We start from the raw sequence: 16,600 nt of genomic DNA on the forward strand, positions 1-16,600 counted from the left end.
CTCGCCGCCCTGATCGCCCCGGCCGCGTCAGCAGGGTGGGTTGGCGGCCGCACACATCCGCGCTGCCGCCGCGACTGCGAGCTGGACAAGTTCGGCCTCGGTGCCGTCGTAGCCGAGGCGGAGTACCGAGACGGTGTCGCCGACCCGGACAACCGCCACCAGGATCGGCGACGGTTGGTCGCCGAGCGGCTGCCCGGTCTCCAGGTCCCGGGTGACGGTGAGCGAGTCCCGCAGGATGGCGGCGTCGTCCCCGGCGAAGCCCCGCCGCACCACTGACCACCGGTGCAGCGCTTCCCCCGTGCGGGTCCCTCCCGCCGTCATGACCGGGCCCACGCTCAGCCACGTGGCACACGGAGCGACCAGGTCGTCCAAACTGGCGAAGAGTTGTCTGGCCGTCTCGGGCACCAGCCGGAAGAGATCCTGCGTGACCAGACCATCCGACTGGGTGAGGATCGGCGCAGCGCGCTTGGGCACAAACGTCTGTGAACGGGACAGGATCGACGTCTGCCAGCCCTCCGACCGTCCCTGGCTCGTCCGGCAGTAGCTGAGCATGTCCGCCAGCCGGACCGGCTCGCCCAGCCCCGATTGGCTGAGCTGCACATCGACCTGTTGCGACAGGTCGGCTGGCTGCAACAGGGCGTCGGTGGTGATCTCGTGCCGGGTCGGCGAGGCGGAGGGCGCGGCGGCCGGCAGGGCCGGCGGCGGAGACTTCCTCGGGGCGGCGACCGCCACGGCGGAGACCCCGGCGAGGGCCAGCACGACAGTGGCCACCACGATCTTGCGCTGGCTGCGGCGGCGGCCCCGGGAGCGGATCTCCTCCGGGCCGAGCCACCGCACGTCCCGCAGGTCCCACTGGATCTGTTCGACGAACGTCGGGTCGTCACGCATCGGTTGCCTCCTCCAGATCAGAGACGGCGAGCAGGCCGGCGAGCGCGGTACGCCCCCGGGAGAGACGGGCCTTGACGGTGCCCACCGGGGCCGCGGTCTCCCGCGCGACCTCGGCGACCGGCATGCCTACCAGGTAGTACAGGGCGATGGCGACGCGTTGCTCCTCGGGCAACCGACGCAGGGCGGCGACCACCGCGACGGTGTCGGTGCCCGGCCCGGGAACGGTCTCGGTGGCCCCGTGTCGCAGGTAGGCGCGGGCGCGGCTACGCAGGCTGCGCCACCGGCTGACGGCGATCCGGCTGGCCACCACCCGCACCCACGCCTCCGGGTCGTCGTACGCGCTGACCGTCGACCAGCGCTGCCACGCCCGGACGTACGCCTCCTGCACGGCGTCCTGCGCCTCACCCCGATCGCCGGTGAGGGCGTAGACGAACCCGAGGAGTCGTTGCCGACTCCCCCGGTAGAACTCGTCGAACCCGTCGACGTCCGGCACCCGCTACCTCCCCGTGTCGGTCGCTGGGAACACGCACCGGCAAGGGCCGTTGGTTGCCCGGTCAGGCGATCGACTTTTCCAGCTCGGTGAGCGGGAACGCCCCGGCCCCGATCCGCTCCCGGACCGCCCGGCGTACGGCCCGCTGCACGGCGACGTTGACCGGTGTCGGTACGCCGTGCAACCGACCGAGCAGCGCGATCTCACCGTTGAGGTGGTCGACCTCGGTCGAGCCCGTGCCCCGGGCCAGGCTCTGCCAGGTGGAGCCGCCGGAGCGGGCCTCGCCGTCGACCGGGCGCTGCCCGACCAGGTCGCCGCGTTCGGCCTTCTCCTCCTCCGGCGAGGTGTGCGCGATGCCGGCGGCGGCGAGCGCGGCGACGCCCTCGGCGCGTACCCGCTCGACCAGCGCGTCCGGGATGTCCCGGCCGAGCAACGCCTGTAGGCCGTTACCGAGGTTGCTGAGCAGCTTGCCGTACTTCCAGCGCAGCACGTCGTTGCGGACCGGGGCGACGAAGCCGGCGGCGGTCAGGTCGGCGGCGATCGCCCGGTCCGTGTCGTCGGCGCCTGCGGGGTACCGCCCGATGTGGAGCATTCCGGGATGCGGGTACCCGTTGGCGACCACCACACCCGGGTCCAGGTGGGTGGCCGGCAGCCAGACGCAGACCGGGTGCACGTCGGCGAAGAGGCGCAGCGCGGCCCGCTCGTTGGCCACCCCGTTCTGCGCGGTCACCAGCGGCAGACGTTCGCCCGCCGTACCGCCGCCGACCACCGGCGCGTCCACCCAGGCGGCCAACGCGCCGGCGGTGTCCTGCGACTTCACGGTCAGGATCAGCACCGTGTCCGCCGGCAGCGGCTGATCAATGGGCCGGTCCACCGCCGCGAGCCGGGCGGTGACCTCACCGTCGGGCTGCCGCACTGTCAGACCCCGCGCGCGGATCGCGTCCAGGTGGGCGCCGCGGGCCACCAGTGTCACGTCCCGGTCGGCCTGGGCCAGCCGTACGCCGATGGTCCCGCCGATCGCACCCGCGCCGATGATCACGTATCGCATGGCCTCATTCTGCCCGCCCGCGCCCCTCCAGCCCGTGCGCCTTCCGCCCGTGCGCCTTCCGCCCGTGCGGCTTTCGCCCGTCGGTCAGCCGGTCAGGCCGGCGTCGGTGAGGATCGGACCGGCGAGCAGGAGCGCGCCGGCGACCAACGCCGCCAGGTTGACGAGGGCGAAGACGCCAACCCAGAAGAGCGGCGGGAACGGGGTGAGCCCGGCGAGCTGGTCGGCGTCGGAGGCGGGCATCCGGCCGCGCGAACGCAGCCGTTGCAGCTCGACCACCGGCCGCACCCCACCGAGCAGCAGAAACCACACCCCGGTGTACGCGAACGCGGCCTGGACCTGCGGCGTCGCGTACCACGAGACGGCGAACACCAGCGCCCCGGTGATCAGCAACGACACCACGCCGAAGACGTTGCGGATCATGACGAGCATGGCCAGCAGCAGCGCCACGGCCACCCAGAGCAGCAGGGTGATCCGGTTACCACCGAGCAGCCAGGCGCCGGCCAGCCCCACCAGCGGCGGTGCGACATATCCGGCGAGCAGGGTGAGGATCATGCCCGGCCCGGTGGGGCGGCCGGCGGAAAGCGTCAGCCCGGACGTGTCCGAGTGCAGCCGAATGCCGCGCAGCTTACGGCCGGTGAGCAGGGCGACCAGAGCGTGCCCGCCCTCGTGCGCGATGGTGATGGCGTTACGGGCGATCCGCCACGGCAGCCGGGTGGAAACCACCACCAGCGCTACGACCCCGGTGATCAGCACCAGCAGCGGGGGCGGGTCCGGCTGCGCGCCGAACAGCGTGTCCCACAGGTCGCCCAGCCCGTCGATCGACATCATGGGGCGCGAGCCTACCGGCGGCGTTCCGTGTCGCTCCCGGAGCACCGGCTCGTATCCTGGGAGACTGATCGGGTGGCGAGTCGAGCGGGAGGTGAACGCGGGTGAGCGCAGCGCCCCTGGAGCCGCACATCGGTCTGTGGACCGAGGCCGACTACTTCGCCCTGGGCGAAACGCCCGACCGGATCGAACTGCTCGACGGGAGCCTTCTGGTGAGCCCTGCCCCGAGCCGACGGCACCAGCGGGTGTCGCGCCGACTGGCGAACAGCATCGAAGCAGCGGCAGACTTCCACGGCCTGTCGGTCTACGACGCGATCAACGTCCGGCTCGGCATCGATCGAGTCGTCATTCCGGACCTCGTTGTGACCGATGTCGATGACGACGGCACCTTCCTCGACCCCGACCGGGTGGTCCTCGTCGGCGAGATCGTCTCGCCCGGCAATGCCGCCGCCGACCGGCTGGTCAAGATGCAGCTCTACGCCATCGCGCGAATCCCCTGGTATCTGCTGGTCGAGCAGGACGGCGACGGTCACTCGCTGCGGCTCTACCGGCTCGACGGCGAGCACTACGTCGAGGACCAGGTTGCCAAGGCGGGCGAGACCATGACCATCGTCGAGCCGTTCCGCTGGCAGCTCGACCCGGCCGCCCTGGGCTGATCCGTTCCACTTCAGCCACCGAGGCGACTCGCGCCCGTCGATGAAGCTTTTTTCCGGTCACTCTTGTGATCTAGGGCACTTACCTCCAAAGATGGATGTCGATAGAGCGACGTCCTTGGAGGCACTCATGGCCCATACCCGATCATCGCTGCGCCGCGCGCTCGCGGCCGGCCTCACCGTCCTCGCCACCGCGGCGGCGGCCCTGGTCGCGACCGCCGGACCGGCGGCCGCCGCCACCACACCCGGTGTCGACGTCTCCCGCTACCAGGGCAGCATCAACTGGACCAGCGTCCGCAACGCGGGCATCCAGTTCGCCTTCATCAAGGCGACCGAGGGCACCAGCTACAAGGACCCGAACTTCAACGCCAACTACGTCAACGCGTACAACGCCGGGGTGATCCGCGGGGCGTACCACTTCGCCCGCCCGAACATCTCCGCCGGCTCGACCCAGGCCAACTACCTGGCCTCCAACGGCGGCGCCTGGTCCGCGGACAGCCGAACCCTGCCAGCCGCGCTGGACATCGAGGGCAACCCGTACGCAGGCGGCTACTGCTACGGGCTCAGCACCACCGGAATGCGCAACTGGGTGCAGGACTTCCTGAACACCTACCGGTCCCGCACCGGCCGGTACGCGGTCATCTACACCACCACGAGCTGGTGGAACCAGTGCACCGGCAGCTGGACCGGCCCGTGGGCGAACCACCCGCTCTGGCTGGCCCGTTGGTCGAGCACCCCCGGCGCCCTGCCGGCCGGCGCGTCAGTGTGGAGCTTCTGGCAGTACACCAGCACCGGCGCGGTCTCCGGGATCAGCGGCAACGTGGACCGCAACTACTGGAACGGCGACCGTAGCCGCCTGATCGCGTTGGCCAACAACACCTGACCGGGCCGTTGGCGGCAGCGGGATCGACGGTCACCACACGGTCGACAATCGGTCCGGCTGCCGCCACACCACCGGGTACGGGTCAGGCCCGCCGCCGGCTCAACACCGGCACCACAGCATCCTCACGAGCCAGCGCACCCCGGCGGGTCAACCGCCAGGCAGCCAAGCCAAAGCCGGCAACGATCACGACGCCGAGCAGTGCGATGAGCACCGAAACCCCCGCGCTGACCAGCAGCAGGATCGCGTCGCCGAGCGCCACGAGCATCCACAGTGCCAGCCGGGGCCGAGCGTCCCTCCGTCGGTAACCCATGTCGTGCCTCCTTCCGTCGTCGAAGGTCAATTACCCAGGACGACGGAAGGTCATGCGAATGAGTTTCAGTCCTGACGGTCGGGCACGAAACCCTTGGCGATCCGGTCGAAGTTCGGCAGGTTGGCCTGCCAGTCCTTCTGGGCGATCTCCCACCGCAGGGCGTAACCGCGGTTCTTGGCCGTCACGAACCCACGGTTACGAACGTGGATCCGCTGCCCGTCCCGGGTCTCCAGCCACTCCCAGTCCCCGCAGGTCTTCCAGAAGTCGCAGGCCACGATGCTGAGGTACTGGTAGTTGTTGACGCGGCTTGCGCGGTTCGGCTCCTGTTCCCGCCAGTCCTTCACCGCGTCCTTCGCCGGCGTGTCGGTCCACTGCACGAGCAGCTCACCCGGCCCGTTGGACTGGTTGAAGACGACCGTGTTGTCGTCGGCCTTGCTGCGCACCCAACCATCGGGGATCGGCAGGGCGAAGCCAGCCGGGTCCCGGTGCAGCTTCCAGCCCGCCGGCAACGCGTTCGGGTCGACCGAGGGGGTGGCCGAGGCGGACGGACTCGGGGCACCGCTGGTGGGCGGCGGAGGCGCCGCAGCGGTGGTCGGCGCGGGCGCCGAGGTCGCGGCAGCACTTGTCGGGTTGGCCTGCGGGGTCTTGTCGTCGTCAGTGGTCAGCATCGGCACGACCACCACGAGGCCGATCAGCAGCAGGGCGATCACCGCCCCGATCAGCAGGTTACGTCGGGTGTTGTTCGGCTTCGTGCCATCCGAGGGCGGCACCGCCGCGCGGCCGGCCGGAGTCACCGGCGGCATGAGCGACGTCGGCGTGGTCGGCTTGCGCTGTACCGGAGCCACCGGCGGGCCGTCGACAACAGTCGGCTCGTCGTCCACGTTCGTCGTACCGTCGCCGCTCGTGTCGGACGCGGCCGTGACCTTCGCTGTCGGCTCGGCATCGGACGGGTCGGCATCGGACAGACTGTCGATCGTGGCGGTCGGCTCGGCCGGCGCCGCTGCTGTCGACTCGCCCGGCACCAGGGCGGTCGGGTCGGCGGCCTTGGTGTCGGAGGAGACGACGGCCGTCGGAGTGGCATCGGCGGCGGGGGTCGCGGCGGCAGCAGAGGTGGCGGCGGAGGTGGTTGCGGCGGCGGCCGGCGACACCGGCCGGTCGGCACTCTCGGCCGGTCGCGGGGCCGGCACCACCGGCAGGCGCGGCTCGCGCGGACCGTTCGGCCCAGGCCGGCGTACGCCATCAAGCAGGGAGATGCCGCGCGACCGCTTGCCGGCGGCGCGGCGCAGCAACCGCTCCGCCACCTCGGCGGTGATCCGCTCGTTCGGGTCCTTACGCAGCAGCCCGTTGAGGACGGCCTTGAGCGGACCGGCGTTCTTCGGCGGCGGAATCGGCTCGGTGGCCAACGCGGCCAGGGTGCCGATCGCCGACGGCCGGGCGTACGGCGATTTGCCCTCGACCGCCGCGTAGAGCGTCGCGCCCAGCGACCACAGGTCGGCCTCCGGCCCGGCCGTGCCGTCCCGAGCGCGCTCCGGCGAGATGTACGCGGGCGAGCCGAGGACCATGCCGGTGCGGGTCACATTGGGGTCACCGGGGATCGTGGCGAGACCGAAATCGGTCAGCACCACCCGACCGTCGTCGCCGAGCAACACGTTGCCGGGCTTCACGTCGCGGTGCATGACACCCGCCTTGTGCGCGGCGCTGAGCGCACCCAGCACACCCAGGCCGATCTCCACCGTGCGGGCCACCCCTACCGGACCGTCCTCGGCGAGAGTGTCCTGCAACGACTTCGACGCCACGTACTCCATGACGATCCACGGATCGCCGTCGGTGCGCAGCACGTCGAAGATGCGTACGACGTTGGCGTGGTTGAGCCGGGCGATGGCCCGCGCCTCCCGCAGCGAGCGCTCGCGCATCTCGCGGCGCTCCTCATCGGTGAGACCGGGCGGCGGCACCAACTCCTTGATGGCGACGTCCCGGTGCAGCACCTCGTCGCGCGCCTTCCACACCCGGCCCATGCCGCCCTGGCCGAGCGGCGACAGGAGCCGGTATCGGTCAGCGACGAGTTGGGGAAGCGCGTTCGACATCGGTGAGACGGTACCCGGACCCGCCGACGCTCACACCGCCGGCACGCCACTGTGCGCTTCGCGTAACTTCGCGCCGCGTACCCTGGCGGCATGTCTGCCGAAGAGCCGCTGTTCCGGGTCGTCCGCGGCGTGCCCACCGCCGAGGAGTTGGCCGCTCTGTTGGGGGCGATCATCGTCCGAACCCGTCCGGCCGCCGCCCCCGCCCCGGCGACCGGATCCGCCTGGGCGCGCAGCGGTCGGCCCGGCGGCTCCCGTGGGTGGCGCGCCGCCGGCCTGCCCCGCTAACCCGAGACCTGCCGCACGGGGGCTGTCATGGTGGCTTTGAGCCGTTAACCTCACTCAGGGAAACGGTGCCGTTACGGGTAGGGAGGGATCCGTGATCCCCGAAGAGGACCGGCCAGCACCCTGGCTACGCGGTTACGGCGGCATCGAAGCCGACATCAGCCAACTCAGAGAGTTCGCCGACCGGCTCGCCGCCGAGGTCGAGAGCAACTACGCACCGCACCTGTCGTACATCGCCGAAGACATGTCCGCGAAGCTGCCCAACCCGTGCGACGCCTTCATCGAGCTGGTCACGTTCCTGCACGCGCACCACGAAACGCAGCAGGCCACCGCCGACATGGTGTACGCCGTCCGAGGCGCCACCGGCCACCTGGCCGCCGCCGCCGACCAGGTCGCCACCCACTACGCCGACAGCGACGCCTTCACCGCCGCCCGAGTGATGGACGTGCAACGAGCCCTCGCCAACCCGGCCAGCGTCCTCCCCGGCGGCCCGACGCCAACCCTGACCGACCCGACCAGCCCCGACGCCCAAGGGCCGGTGATGCTGCCGTGATCGAACGAGGCACCGGCCGCACCTCAGGCCTCACCGACTGGCACCTCATGGACGTCAACAGCATGTGGGCCTGCCTCCAGGACCACGACACCGCCAACCACTGGAAACAGGTCGCCGGCTGGCGCAAGGTCTGCGACCTCGCGCAAACCCACCTCGGCCGCCTCCAGCAGTACCGACGCGGACTCGCCGAGGCATGGCCTCCCGAAACCAGCGCCGCCTCCCGCACCTACCTCGCCGAACTCGACGAACTCATCGACAAGGTGCAGCGCACTCACGACGCCGCCGCCGCGAACTACACAGCACTCTCCGCCGCAACCCAGGCCATCGGCACCACCCGCGCCGCACTCCGCAAGATCCACGAGGAGTACGCGACCAAGTTCCAGCAGAAGCAGGCGTACGAGTCGATGGTCGCCGACCCGAAAGCGGTGATGGGCAACCGGGCCACCGCGCCGCCTGTTGCTGATGGGGAGCTGGAACGGCTCAACGTGCAGGCTCGATCGATGATGTTGAACCTCAGCGGCGAACTCCAACAAGCCCAAGCAACCCTTCAAAAACCACCCGTGGCTCCTCCGCGCCCAAGGCGAGACCCGTCAGACTCAGACGCTTATGACTCCGCGCCAACAATTCCGCCAATCCTACCTCTACCCATGACTGTCGGCGCAGTACCGTCTTCGCCTCCACCTAGCGCGATGGGTGGTTCGCAACCCGCCTCGATCGCCCCCGTGATAGGTCCGATACTTGGCGGCACCAGCCCCGCAACTGCGCCAAGTGCTCAGATTCCTGGAATTCCCGGAATTGGAGTTTCCACCCCGTCCCCCGGCATGGGAACGCCGACGCCGATCCCACCTGGCCCGATACCTCGGACCCCAATCTTGCCCTCCGAGGGCAAGCCAGGAGTCGAAAATCGGCAGGTTCGCGGAAATAACAATGGCGCCCCCTCCCCACAGACGCCGACGCGGTCAATGCCGCCGAGCGGAATTATCGGTGGACCACCTGGCCTGGGCCTAGGTCAGCCGGTATCCCCATCTAGCCCGACACGAAAGGTTAATCCAATTGGCGGCGTAATTGGTGGCGGTGGCGCTGGCACCGCGCCTACAGGTGGAGCCGGCGCCCGGCCAGCCGGAGGCCGGGGTTTACCTGGACGGCATCAACTTCCGCCCATCGGTGGCGCCCCCGGGCTGGGCGGCGCTACAGCCTCGGGTCTGGGCGCCATCTACCCGCCCAACCATCCCTCACAAAGGGGACAGAACGCAGATCGGCGAGCTTGGGATCCCGATCATCCGTGGGAGATCGACCAAGGGGTAGACCCTGTCGTCCGCCCACCAGAGGAACAGAGCCCGCCTGATCCTGGCCCCGCAATCGGCTTCAACCGCTAATGAATCGCGACCGTCGAGCCCTGCGGATATTGTCGGTCATTTTTTCGGCAACACTTTCCGCAGTGCAAGCTTCGGCGGGAACAGGTGCTCAACTCCCGAGTGGCGAGCCCGGCGAGATTAACAGAATCAGATCGGACCAGTGGCACCTCAGTTACCTCAATACTTCCGACGCTCAACGCATCACCCGAGGAGCAGGGGTAACTGTCGCAGTCCCAGACACAGGAGTGCAACCGCACCCCGACCTCCGAAAAAACCTTCTAGAAGGCACTGACATCATCGCCGGCGGAGATGGCAGCGGGCAGTACGATCAGAACAGCCATGGCACCGGGATGGCTGGTTTAATCGCTGCGCATGGGCAAGGGGGAAACTCAGGTGCCTTGGGAATAGCTCCAGATGCGCAGATACTTCCAATTCGAGACACGCCCGTCGATGGCGAAGGCAAGGCCGAAGACTTGGCCGCCGGAATCGATTTTGCGGTCCTCAGCGGAGCTGATGTTATAAGTATCTCCTCGGTGGGCGGCGCCGGCATCCAATTGCGGCGATCAATAAGAGCGGCACTCGCGGCAGGTGTGATCGTTGTGGCATCGAGTGGCAACCGCCCGCAGGATTCTGCAGTTGGTTATCCAGCGTCAGAGGATGGGGTTATCGCTGTCGGTGGAATCGACCGGGACGGCAAGCGTGCCGCCGTCTCGGTCACTGGTCCGGAGATTGACGTGGTTGCTCCAGCCGTCGACATATACAGCACGAGCATCGACGGCAAGTACCGCAAAGGCACCGGCACCTCTGACGCGACGGCGATCGTGGCGGGCGCGGCTGCCTTGATCAGGTCCAAGTACCCATACCTGCCGGCTCGGGAGGTGGCGCACCGGCTCACGGCCACCGCCGTCGACAAGGGACCTCCTGGACGCGACGACGAGTACGGCTACGGAGTGATCGATCTTGTGGCGGCGCTGACGGCAGACGTACCGCCGCTCGGGTTTGAATCGGTGAGCGCTCCAGCCGGTGCTGGCTCGACCCCGACGGCTGGTGCTCGGCCGGGTGACGAGAGCGATAGCTCGACCGTGCGTGGCCTGGCCACGCTCGGGGTGCTCGTGGCTGCCGGGGTCGGGTGGGCCGTGATAGCGCGGCGACGGCGGCGCGGTGATGATCCGCCGCCCAGAATCAGTCGCTGATCGATCGACGAAGCGATGATCCACTCGACTTTCAGGAAATCGCGGAGTCCGGGGCGAGGGGATACCGCGTTTTTCTGAAAGTCGAGTGGATCAAGAGCGCCCGACCACCCGACCGCCGGGCCAGGGCGCCCGACCACCCGACCGCAGGACGCCCGACCACAGGGCCACCGCCCGACCGCACGGCCGCCGACCACAGGGCCGCGCTGGGCGGGGTGTCGGTCTTGGTGGGGGCTGGGCGGTAACGTCGGGCTGGTGTCTGAGACTTTGCCGCTCCGCCTCGTGCTCGCTTCGGCGAGCCCTGCCCGTCGTAAGTTGCTCCAGGCTGCCGGCGTCGAGCCGGAGGTGCTGGTCAGTGGGGTGGACGAGTCCCTGGTGGTGACCGAGCGGGCCGAGGAGTTGTGCCTGGAGTTGGCTCGCCTGAAGGCGCAGGCGGTGTTGACCCGGCTGAACCCGACCGCCGATCAGCGGACGTTGGTGATTGGCTGCGACTCGGTGCTCGCCTTCGACGGGGAGATCCTCGGCAAGCCGGCGGATGCGGCTGATGCGACCCGGCGGTGGCTGCGGATGCGGGGACGCAGCGGCGTTCTGCACAGCGGGCACTGCCTGGTCGACGTTACTGCGGGTCGGCGGGCGGAGGCGGTCGCGTCGACCACTGTCCACTTCGCCGACATCAGTGACGACGAGATCGCCGCGTACGTGGCCACGGGTGAGCCGTTGGCGGTGGCCGGCGCGTTCACGATCGACGGGCTGGGTGGGCCGTTCGTGGAACGGATCGAGGGTGACCCGGGGACGGTGGTCGGGCTGTCGATGCCGCTGCTGCGCCGGCTCCTCGCCGAGCTGGATCTGCGGATCACCGACCTGTGGACGAAGGTCGCGCCGGGCGGCCAAACGGTCGAGCCGCTCGGTAACGTCCGGTCATGACCACCAAGTCGATCCCGCTCACCAACGAGCTGCACGCCTATCTGGTCGCACACGGCTCCCCGCCGGACGAGATCATCCGTGACCTGGCCGAGGAGACCCGGGCGGTGCTGCCCGAGCACGCCACCATGCAGGTGGCTCCGGAGCAGGCCGCGTTCCTGACATTCCTCACCCGGCTGCTCGACGTGCGGCAGGCCGTCGAGGTCGGCACGTTCACCGGGCTCTCGTCGCTGGCGATCGCCCGCGGGTTGCCCGAGGGTGGGCGACTGACCTGCTTCGACATCTCTGAGGAGTTCACCGGAATCGCCCGGCGCTACTGGGCGCGGGCCGGCGTGCAGGATCTGATCGACCTGCGCATCGGCCCGGCTGCAGACGGGCTGCGGGAGTTGCCGCACGAGCGGCACCTGGACTTCGCGTTCATCGACGCGGACAAGACCGGCTACCCGATCTACTGGGCGGAGTTGGTGCCCCGGACGCGTCCGGGTGGGGTGATCGCCGTCGACAACGTGTTGCGTGGCGGGCGGGTCATCGCCCCGCAGGACGCCGGCGACCGGGCCATCGCCGCGTTCAACGACGAGGTCCTCGCGGACGTACGGGTGGACCCGGTGATGCTGCCGATCGCGGACGGCCTCACCCTCGCGCGCGTCCGCTGACCGCCGACAATCGCTGACCGTCGGCAACGCCGAACACGGATATTGGGGTGTCCCCACCAGGGGACACCCCAATATCAAGGAACGGCAAAGGAGGCGTCAGCGGACGCTGCGGGCGAACTGGCGGGCGGCCCAGTAGACGCCCAGCGCGGCGAGGACCGCGGTGATGCTGAGGCCCTGCCAGACCTTGTCGCTGCCCAGGTCACCGGCGAACAGCGCCCGGGTGCCGTCGACCGCCCAGGAGAACGGGTTCCAGTTGGCGATGCCCTGCAACCAGCCGGGTGCGAAGGTCAGCGGCAACAGGATGCCGGAGAGCAGCAGCACCGGCTGCGCCACGGTGTTCATCAGCGGGGCCAGCGCGTCCTCGCTCTTGACCTTGAGGGCGACGCCGTAGGAGACGGCCGAGGTCATGAGGGCGATCAGGGCGAGCATCAGGTACGCCAGCAGCAGGTCCCCGATGAACACCCGCAGGTCGAAGATGAGCGCCAGGAGCGTGATGATGACCGCCTGCACCATGAGCGAGACCACGTCGCGCAGCGAGCGGCCGAGCAGCAGGGCGAGCCGGCTGATCGGGGTGACCCGGGAGCGTTCGATGACGCCGGCTCGCAGCTCGGCGATCAGGCCGAAGCCCTGGAACAGGCCACCGAAGATGGCCAGCAGCACCAGCAGGCCCGGTACGAAGATCTTGTAGGCGGCGGCCTGGGTGGGCGCGTTCAGTGCGGGCTTGAGCAGCGGGGCGAAGAGCAGCAGGTACATGACCGGCTGGAACACGCCGACGAAGACCCAGACCGGGTTGCGTAGCAGGAGTTGAGTCTGGCGCTGGAAGATCAGCCACGTGTCACGGGCGAATTTCATGAGAGTCGTCTCCGGTGGTCAGGACTCGCGCAGCGAGCGGCCGGTCTTGGTGAGGAAGACGTCGTCCAGGCTGGGTCGGTGCAGCTCGATCGAGCGCAGCTCCAGCCCGGCGTGGTCGAGTCGGCGCAGCACCTGCGGAATGGCGGTGGCGCCCTCGTCGACGTAGAGGCGCAGGCCGCCCTCGTCGATCGTCTCCAGCTTGTTGACGTACGGCTCGCCGTCCAGCGTCTGGGCGGCCTGCGGGGTGGCGGCCAGGTCGAGACCGACCAGCACCACGTCGCCGGAGATCTCCCGCTTGAGCTCGGTTGGCGTGCCCTCGGCCACCACCTCGCCGTTGTCCATGATCGCGATCCGGTCGCAGAGCGCGTCGGCCTCGTCCAGGTAGTGCGTGGTGATGAAGACGGTCATTCCGTCGGCGCGGAGCCGGCGGATCTCGTCCCACATGTGGGCGCGGCTCTGCGGGTCGAGGCCGGTGGTCGGCTCGTCCAGGAAGACGATCTTCGGCTCGTGGATGATGCCGAGGGCGATCTCCACCCGGCGACGCTGGCCGCCGGAGTAGGTCTTGCACTTGCGGTCGGCGTACTCGGTGAGCTGGAAGGCGTCCAGTGCGCGGGCGGCGCGCCGCTGCGCGTCGGCCTTGCTGATGCCGTACATCCGGGCGTGCAGCACCAGCTCTTCGCGGGCGGTGGACTCGTCCCAGGTGCTGCCGCCCTGCGGGACGTACCCGATGCGGCGGCGCACCTCGGCCGGGTCCTTGCGCAGGTCGGCGCCCGCGATGGTGGCCTCGCCGCCGTCCGGCTCGATCAACGTGGCGAGCATCCGCAGCGTGGTGGTCTTGCCGGCGCCGTTCGGGCCGAGGAAGCCGAAGATCTCGCCCTTGGCAACGTCAAGGTCGACGCCCCGCACGGCGTCCACCGTCTTCGTCTCTCGACCCGCGCGGGAGCGGAACGACTTCCGCAGCCCCCTGGTCTCGATCATTTCTGCTCCTGGTCGTTCGGGCCGGTCGGGCCGGCCGTCGGGTGGGACGGCGCCGGACGGCGCACTCCCCCGCTGTGCCGCCAGCAGGCTAACGCGATATAGCTTTTTTAGTCAACGTTGATTATTCCGCGTCGGTGTCGAGCGGTTCCACGCCGTCCCGCCACCCCGACCAACCCTGCGCTTCATCCAGCTCAGCAGGCAGGTACGACACTCCGGAATCGATCCGCTCGGCGATCCGCTCGCACCAGGTCATCTCCGCCTCCGCCCGCGCCGACCACAGCTCGAACATCCAGCCGACGTGCGCCGGCTTGCGGTTGCGCACCCAGTCCGACTCCAGCGAGGCGCGCATGGACTCGACGCCGGCGCGCAGCAGGTTGGCCCGGTTACGCAGGGCGGCGGCCGCCTCGGCGCGCGGCATGGCCGGCAGGAAGGAGAAGGCCGCCACGAACGGGTCGGCGGGCTCGGTGATGGTCCACCAGGAGTTGCGCAGCAGCGTCTCGAACTCGTCCTCCCCCTTGACCGTCACCTCGTACGTGGTCCGCGCCGGACGGGCGCCCACCTGCTCGGTCGCGACGGCGCGGAGCAGCCCTTCCTCGGTGAGTTTGCGCAGGGCGTGATAGATCGATCCGGGCTGTATGTTCGCCCACTTGTCGGCGCTCCAGCTCAGCAGCTCACGGCGCACGTCGTAGCCGTGCACGGGCTGCATCCACCGCACCAGACCGAGAATCATCATCCGAGTCGAAGACACCCGATAAGCGTAATAGCCAAGTTTGACTAAACCGTGGCGGGTGCAGTGCGGCATCCCACACTGAGCGATCGTTAGGGCCGCCGAGGGCGGCCGATACACTCCCCGTCAGTAACCTGCCCGGGAGGAGCCACGAAGGTGCGCAAGGTACTCATCGCCAACCGCGGCGAGATCGCCGTCCGGGTGATCCGCGCGTGCCGCGACGCCGGCCTGGGCAGCGTCGCCGTGTACGCGGACTCCGACCGCGACGCCCTGCACGCCACCCTCGCGGACGAGGCGTACGCACTCGGCGGGGACAGCGCGACCGAGACCTACCTGCGCATCGACAAGCTGCTCGACGTCGCCGCTCGGGCCGGCGCCGACGCCGTACACCCGGGTTATGGCTTCCTCAGTGAAAACGCCGACTTCGCCCAGGCCGTCATCGACGCCGGGCTGACCTGGATCGGCCCCACCCCGCAGGCGATCCGCGACCTGGGCGACAAGGTCACCGCCCGGCACATCGCCCAGCGGGCCGGCGCACCGCTGGTCCCCGGCACCCCGGACCCGGTGGCCAGCCCGGACGAGGTGATGGCGTTCGCCGTCGACCACGGCCTGCCGGTCGCGATCAAGGCCGCCTTCGGTGGCGGCGGGCGCGGCCTCAAGGTCGCCCGCACGATGGAGGAGATCCCCCAGCTTTTCGAGTCGGCAACCCGGGAGGCGGTCGCGGCGTTCGGTCGGGGCGAGTGCTTCGTCGAGCGGTACCTCGACCAGCCCCGGCACGTCGAGGCGCAGGTCCTCGCCGACCAGCACGGCAACGTGATCGTGGTGGGCACCCGGGACTGCTCGTTGCAGCGACGTCACCAGAAGCTCGTCGAGGAGGCGCCCGCGCCGTTCCTCACCGACGCCCAGCGCGCGCAGATCCACGAGAGCGCCAAGGCGATCTGCCGCGAGGCCGGCTACCACGGCGCCGGCACTGTCGAATACCTGGTCGGCGTCGACGGCACCATCTCCTTCCTGGAGGTCAACACGCGACTCCAGGTCGAGCACCCGGTCACCGAGGAGACCGCCGGCATCGACCTGGTCCGCGAGCAGTTCCGGATCGCCGACGGCGAGAAGCTGCGGATCACCGAGGACCCGACGCCGCGCGGGCACGCGATCGAGTTCCGGATCAACGGTGAGGACCCGGGCCGCAACTTCCTGCCCGCCCCCGGCACTGTCACCGCGCTGCGCCTGCCCAGCGGGCCGGGTGTGCGGGTCGACACCGGCATCTCGGCCGGCGACGTGATCGGCGGCAACTTCGACTCACTGCTCGCCAAGGTGATCATCACGGGTGAGACGCGGACCGAGGCGCTGGAGCGCGCCCGCCGCGCGCTGGACGAGATGGTCCTCGACGGGATGGCCACGGCGCTGCCGTTCCACCGGCTCGTCGTGCGGGACGAGGCGTTCACCGCCGAGCCGTTCACCGTGCACACCCGGTGGATCGAGACCGAGTTCCACAACACCGTGCCGCCGTTCACCGCCGCCGCCGGCGCCGCCGAGGCGCCGGCCGAGCGCGACACCGTCGTGGTCGAGGTGGGCGGCAAGCGCCTTGAGGTCAGCCTCCCCGCCGGCTTCGGTGGGAGTACGACCACCGCGGCACCCGCCGCCCGCAAGCCGACCCGGCGCGGCGGCGGCGCCAAGGCCGGTGCTCCCGTCGGCGGCGACGCGCTCACCTCGCCGATGCAGGGCACCATCGTCAAGATCGCGGTGGCGGACGGCGACACCGTGGCCGAGGGCGACCTGGTCGTGGTGCTGGAGGCGATGAAGATGGAGCAGCCGCTGCACGCGCACAAGGCGGGTACGGTCAGCGGTCTCAGCGCCGAGGTCGGCGCCGTGATCACCGCCGGTGCCCCCATCTGCACCATCGCCTGA

General features: G+C 69.8%; 18 protein-coding genes. 8 read left to right on the plus strand and 10 right to left on the minus strand.

The window, feature by feature from the left end; genetic code table 11:
- Positions 1 to 27: 27 nt before the first annotated feature.
- The 4 genes from FB453_RS03185 to FB453_RS03200 form a co-directional block, all read right to left on the minus strand.
- Positions 28 to 888: a hypothetical protein gene (locus FB453_RS03185; protein ID WP_145787340.1), complete on the minus strand. Its 861-nt coding sequence runs from the start codon at positions 886 to 888 to the stop codon at positions 28 to 30.
- Positions 881 to 1,381, minus strand: coding sequence for a SigE family RNA polymerase sigma factor (locus FB453_RS03190; RefSeq protein ID WP_112581912.1), 501 nt, complete (start codon positions 1,379 to 1,381; stop codon positions 881 to 883). Before FB453_RS03190 ends, FB453_RS03185 begins: the two co-directional genes overlap by 8 nt.
- A gap of 61 nt (positions 1,382 to 1,442) precedes the next feature.
- Positions 1,443 to 2,426 carry a 2-dehydropantoate 2-reductase N-terminal domain-containing protein gene (locus tag FB453_RS03195; protein ID WP_145787342.1) on the minus strand — a complete coding sequence of 328 codons (984 nt, stop codon included), beginning with the start codon at positions 2,424 to 2,426 and terminating at the stop codon, positions 1,443 to 1,445.
- An 84-nt stretch (positions 2,427 to 2,510) separates the two neighbouring features.
- A complete protein-coding gene (locus FB453_RS03200) occupies positions 2,511 to 3,254 on the minus strand; it encodes a M50 family metallopeptidase (RefSeq protein WP_145787344.1) in 744 nt (247 codons plus the stop codon).
- Between the two features lie 101 nt (positions 3,255 to 3,355).
- Here FB453_RS03200 and FB453_RS03205 point away from each other — a divergent pair, with 101 nt between their 5' ends.
- Together FB453_RS03205 and FB453_RS03210 are read left to right on the plus strand one after the other, a co-directional pair.
- On the plus strand, positions 3,356 to 3,907 hold the full coding sequence (locus FB453_RS03205; protein WP_145787347.1) for a Uma2 family endonuclease: 552 nt from the start codon (positions 3,356 to 3,358) through the stop codon (positions 3,905 to 3,907).
- A 127-nt stretch (positions 3,908 to 4,034) separates the two neighbouring features.
- Positions 4,035 to 4,787 (plus strand): GH25 family lysozyme, encoded by a 753-nt coding sequence (locus tag FB453_RS03210; RefSeq protein WP_145787349.1) that lies wholly within the window; start codon positions 4,035 to 4,037, stop codon positions 4,785 to 4,787.
- An 82-nt stretch (positions 4,788 to 4,869) separates the two neighbouring features.
- Here the strand turns inward: FB453_RS03210 and FB453_RS03215 are convergent, their stop codons facing one another.
- Together FB453_RS03215 and FB453_RS03220 are read right to left on the minus strand one after the other, a co-directional pair.
- Positions 4,870 to 5,097 carry a hypothetical protein gene (locus FB453_RS03215; protein WP_145787351.1) on the minus strand — a complete coding sequence of 76 codons (228 nt, stop codon included), beginning with the start codon at positions 5,095 to 5,097 and terminating at the stop codon, positions 4,870 to 4,872.
- Between the two features lie 65 nt (positions 5,098 to 5,162).
- Positions 5,163 to 7,181: a serine/threonine-protein kinase gene (locus FB453_RS03220; protein WP_145787353.1), complete on the minus strand. Its 2,019-nt coding sequence runs from the start codon at positions 7,179 to 7,181 to the stop codon at positions 5,163 to 5,165.
- A gap of 90 nt (positions 7,182 to 7,271) precedes the next feature.
- On the opposite strand from FB453_RS03220, the gene FB453_RS03225 reads away from it, so the two are divergent.
- Both FB453_RS03225 and FB453_RS03230 read left to right on the plus strand, forming a co-directional pair.
- The gene (locus FB453_RS03225; RefSeq protein ID WP_145787355.1) at positions 7,272 to 7,466 is read left to right on the plus strand and encodes an acyl-CoA carboxylase subunit epsilon; all 195 of its coding nucleotides are present in this window, start codon (positions 7,272 to 7,274) and stop codon (positions 7,464 to 7,466) included.
- 91 nt (positions 7,467 to 7,557) lie between these two features.
- Positions 7,558 to 8,016: a hypothetical protein gene (locus tag FB453_RS03230; protein ID WP_145787357.1), complete on the plus strand. Its 459-nt coding sequence runs from the start codon at positions 7,558 to 7,560 to the stop codon at positions 8,014 to 8,016.
- Positions 8,017 to 8,039: 23 nt separating this feature from the next.
- Here FB453_RS03230 and FB453_RS34000 read toward each other — a convergent pair whose 3' ends face one another.
- Complete coding sequence (locus tag FB453_RS34000; RefSeq protein ID WP_186718022.1) at positions 8,040 to 8,549, minus strand: hypothetical protein; 510 nt, start codon at positions 8,547 to 8,549, stop codon at positions 8,040 to 8,042.
- Between the two features lie 842 nt (positions 8,550 to 9,391).
- On the opposite strand from FB453_RS34000, the gene mycP reads away from it, so the two are divergent.
- The 3 genes from mycP to FB453_RS03250 all read left to right on the plus strand — a co-directional run bounded on the left by mycP (position 9,392) and on the right by FB453_RS03250 (position 12,135).
- The gene (gene mycP, locus FB453_RS03240; RefSeq protein ID WP_145787359.1) at positions 9,392 to 10,564 is read left to right on the plus strand and encodes a type VII secretion-associated serine protease mycosin; all 1,173 of its coding nucleotides are present in this window, start codon (positions 9,392 to 9,394) and stop codon (positions 10,562 to 10,564) included.
- 252 nt (positions 10,565 to 10,816) lie between these two features.
- Complete coding sequence (locus FB453_RS03245; protein WP_112624412.1) at positions 10,817 to 11,485, plus strand: Maf family protein; 669 nt, start codon at positions 10,817 to 10,819, stop codon at positions 11,483 to 11,485.
- Positions 11,482 to 12,135: an O-methyltransferase gene (locus FB453_RS03250; protein WP_145787361.1), complete on the plus strand. Its 654-nt coding sequence runs from the start codon at positions 11,482 to 11,484 to the stop codon at positions 12,133 to 12,135. Before FB453_RS03245 ends, FB453_RS03250 begins: the two co-directional genes overlap by 4 nt.
- Before the next feature lie 96 nt (positions 12,136 to 12,231).
- Here the strand turns inward: FB453_RS03250 and FB453_RS03255 are convergent, their stop codons facing one another.
- From FB453_RS03255 to FB453_RS03265, 3 genes are all read right to left on the minus strand, one after another.
- On the minus strand, positions 12,232 to 12,987 hold the full coding sequence (locus FB453_RS03255; protein WP_091394415.1) for an ABC transporter permease: 756 nt from the start codon (positions 12,985 to 12,987) through the stop codon (positions 12,232 to 12,234).
- A gap of 18 nt (positions 12,988 to 13,005) precedes the next feature.
- Positions 13,006 to 13,965, minus strand: coding sequence for an ATP-binding cassette domain-containing protein (locus FB453_RS03260; RefSeq protein ID WP_112581893.1), 960 nt, complete (start codon positions 13,963 to 13,965; stop codon positions 13,006 to 13,008).
- A 121-nt stretch (positions 13,966 to 14,086) separates the two neighbouring features.
- Positions 14,087 to 14,698, minus strand: coding sequence for a PadR family transcriptional regulator (locus FB453_RS03265; protein WP_112581892.1), 612 nt, complete (start codon positions 14,696 to 14,698; stop codon positions 14,087 to 14,089).
- A 150-nt stretch (positions 14,699 to 14,848) separates the two neighbouring features.
- Between FB453_RS03265 and FB453_RS03270 the strand changes: the two genes are divergently transcribed.
- Positions 14,849 to 16,600: an ATP-binding protein gene (locus FB453_RS03270; protein ID WP_145787363.1), complete on the plus strand. Its 1,752-nt coding sequence runs from the start codon at positions 14,849 to 14,851 to the stop codon at positions 16,598 to 16,600.

The organism is Micromonospora sp. CNZ322 (assembly GCF_007827755.1).

What these genes read in the sequence shown, in the direction of transcription:
- FB453_RS03185 (WP_145787340.1), bottom strand. Translation starts at nt 888, where the DNA reads ATGCGTGACGACCCGACGTTCGTCGAACAGATCCAGTGGGACCTGCGG.
- FB453_RS03195 (WP_145787342.1), bottom strand. Translation starts at nt 2,426, where the DNA reads ATGCGATACGTGATCATCGGCGCGGGTGCGATCGGCGGGACCATCGGC.
- FB453_RS03200 (WP_145787344.1), bottom strand. Translation starts at nt 3,254, where the DNA reads ATGATGTCGATCGACGGGCTGGGCGACCTGTGGGACACGCTGTTCGGC.
- FB453_RS03210 (WP_145787349.1), top strand. Translation starts at nt 4,035, where the DNA reads ATGGCCCATACCCGATCATCGCTGCGCCGCGCGCTCGCGGCCGGCCTC.
- FB453_RS03215 (WP_145787351.1), bottom strand. Translation starts at nt 5,097, where the DNA reads ATGGGTTACCGACGGAGGGACGCTCGGCCCCGGCTGGCACTGTGGATG.
- FB453_RS03220 (WP_145787353.1), bottom strand. Translation starts at nt 7,181, where the DNA reads ATGTCGAACGCGCTTCCCCAACTCGTCGCTGACCGATACCGGCTCCTG.
- FB453_RS03225 (WP_145787355.1), top strand. Translation starts at nt 7,272, where the DNA reads ATGTCTGCCGAAGAGCCGCTGTTCCGGGTCGTCCGCGGCGTGCCCACC.
- mycP (WP_145787359.1), top strand. Translation starts at nt 9,392, where the DNA reads ATGAATCGCGACCGTCGAGCCCTGCGGATATTGTCGGTCATTTTTTCG.
- FB453_RS03250 (WP_145787361.1), top strand. Translation starts at nt 11,482, where the DNA reads ATGACCACCAAGTCGATCCCGCTCACCAACGAGCTGCACGCCTATCTG.
- FB453_RS03255 (WP_091394415.1), bottom strand. Translation starts at nt 12,987, where the DNA reads ATGAAATTCGCCCGTGACACGTGGCTGATCTTCCAGCGCCAGACTCAA.
- FB453_RS03260 (WP_112581893.1), bottom strand. Translation starts at nt 13,965, where the DNA reads ATGATCGAGACCAGGGGGCTGCGGAAGTCGTTCCGCTCCCGCGCGGGT.
- FB453_RS03265 (WP_112581892.1), bottom strand. Translation starts at nt 14,698, where the DNA reads ATGATGATTCTCGGTCTGGTGCGGTGGATGCAGCCCGTGCACGGCTAC.